Source organism: Roseomonas acroporae, from assembly GCF_023223525.1.
Lineage (GTDB): Bacteria > Pseudomonadota > Alphaproteobacteria > Acetobacterales > Acetobacteraceae > Roseomonas_E > Roseomonas_E acroporae.
Genome location: NZ_JALPRX010000219.1, coordinates 1 through 1987, shown reverse-complemented (window position 1 = coordinate 1987; position 1987 = coordinate 1). Strand labels below are relative to the sequence as shown.

Sequence of the window (1987 nt, the reverse complement as noted above, 5' to 3'; positions counted from 1 at the left end):
GTAAGCGTCCGGCCTCCATCGCCTTCCCTGGCCCCTGACGTGCGTTGAGGCTTGCGGCCTTAACGTCGGGCGTAAGGTCGGCTGTAAGGTCATGGGCAGCGGGACGGTCGAGATCATCACCGGGCGCGAGCGGCGGCGCCGTTGGAGCGTGGCGGACAAGCTCCGCATCCTGGCCGAATGCGATGCACCCGGGGTGCAGGTGGCGGAGGTGGCGGCCCGACATGGCGTCTATCGCAGCCTGGTGTTCCAGTGGCGCTGCCAGGCCCGGAATGGCCTGCTGGTGGCTGAGCCAACGCCGGAGTTCGTGCCGGTCCGCGTCGCCGTTGTGGATCGCCGGGACGCGGCCTTGCCGGAGCCGGAGTCTACACCGCCACCATCCCGCAAGCCTGCCGCGATCGAGATCGAGCTGCCCGATGGCATCCGGGTGCGGATCGGCGAGGAGGTCAGCCTGGTCGCCCTGCGGCGGGTGCTGGCGGCGCTGCGCGGGTGATCCCGGGACCGCCGCCGGGCGTGCGGGTCTGGCTGGCCGCGGGCGCCACCGACATGCGGCGCGGCTTTGATGGGCTGGCGCGGCAGGTGCAGGAGGCGCTTGGGCAGGATCCGTTCAGCGGGCAGCTATTCGTCTTTCGCGGCCGCCGCGGCGATCTGGTCAAGGCGCTGTGGTGGGATGGCCAGGGCCTGGTGCTCTACGCCAAGCGGCTGGAGCGTGGGCACTTCGTCTGGCCACAGGCCAAGGACGGCGTGGTGTCGCTGACGCCCGCGCAGCTCTCGATGCTGCTGGAGGGCATCGACTGGCGCATGCCCGCCCGTACCTGGCGGCCGGAGATGGCGGGGTAGCGTCGGCTCGCAGGGGATTCATTCGGCCCGACGCGGCGTCAGCGGCGATCCTGCCGTCGTGGTCATCGATCTCGCTGCCTTGCCTGACGACGCCGACGCGCTGCGCGCCATCGTGCTGGCGCAGGCCGCGGCGCTGGCCGATCAGCGCGCGCTGATCGAGCGGCTCCGGCTGCAGCTGGCCCGGCTACGGCGCATGCAGTTCGGCCGTTCGTCGGAGCGGTTGGCGGCCGAGGCCGACCAGCTGGAGTTGGCGCTCGAGGAACTGGAGGCGGAGGCGCCCGCCCCGTCCCCCGCCGAGGATCCGACGGATACCGCGGCCAGGCCGGAGCGCCGCAAGCCTGCCCGTCGACCGCTGCCGGAGCACCTGCCGCGCAAGGTGGTGGAGCACGGCGCCGATGTGCAGGCCTGCGCGGCCTGTGGCGGCGCGCTGCGCCGCCTCGGCGAGGACGTGACGGAGGTGCTGGACTACCTGCCGGGGCGGTTCCGCGTGCTCCGGCATGTGCGGCCGAAGTTCTCCTGCCGAGGCTGCGAGGCGATCACCCAGGCCCCGGCGCCAAGCCTGCCGATCCGCCGCAGCCGCGCCACGGCGGGGCTGCTCGCCCACGTGCTGGTGGCCAAGTACGCCGACCACTTGCCGCTCTATCGGCAGAGCGAGATCTATGCCCGGGGCGGTGTTGAGCTGCAGCGATCGACGCTCGCCGACTGGGTCGGTCAGTCGGCGGCGCTGCTGCGGCCGCTGCTGGACGCCCTGGCCCGACATGTCCTGGCGGGCGCCGTGCTGCATGCCGACGACACGCCGGTGCCGGTCCTCGCCCCTGGCCTCGGCAGGACCAGCACGGGCAGGCTCTGGGCTTATCTGCGCGATGAGCGGCCGCATGGCAGCACGATCCCGCCTGCCGTGCTCTACCGCTACAGTCCGGACCGCCGGGCCGAGCATCCCAAGGCACATCTCGCCGGGTTCCGCGGCGTGCTGCAGGCCGACGGCTATAGCGGGTTCGACGGCCTGTACGACGATGGCCAGGTCCAGGAGGCGGCCTGCTGGGCGCATGTCCGGCGCTACTTCTTCGAGTTGCACGCCACTGGCCAGGCGCCGCTAGCGACCGAGGCGGTGCACCGCATCGGCCTGCTTTACGCCATCGAGCAGGACATC

General features: G+C 72.2%; 3 protein-coding genes. All 3 read left to right on the top strand.

The window, feature by feature from the left end:
• Window positions 1-91 precede the first annotated feature (91 nt).
• On the top strand, window positions 92-490 hold the full coding sequence (tnpA, locus tag M0638_RS28085; RefSeq protein ID WP_248670256.1) for an IS66-like element accessory protein TnpA: 399 nt from the start codon (window positions 92-94) through the stop codon (window positions 488-490).
• On the top strand, window positions 487-837 hold the full coding sequence (tnpB, locus tag M0638_RS28080; RefSeq protein WP_345893078.1) for an IS66 family insertion sequence element accessory protein TnpB: 351 nt from the start codon (window positions 487-489) through the stop codon (window positions 835-837). Before tnpA ends, tnpB begins: the two co-directional genes overlap by 4 nt.
• A 58-nt stretch (window positions 838-895) precedes the next feature.
• Window positions 896-1987: IS66 family transposase (tnpC, locus tag M0638_RS28075; RefSeq protein ID WP_408903690.1), on the top strand; the 1092-nt coding region annotated here is incomplete at its 3' end.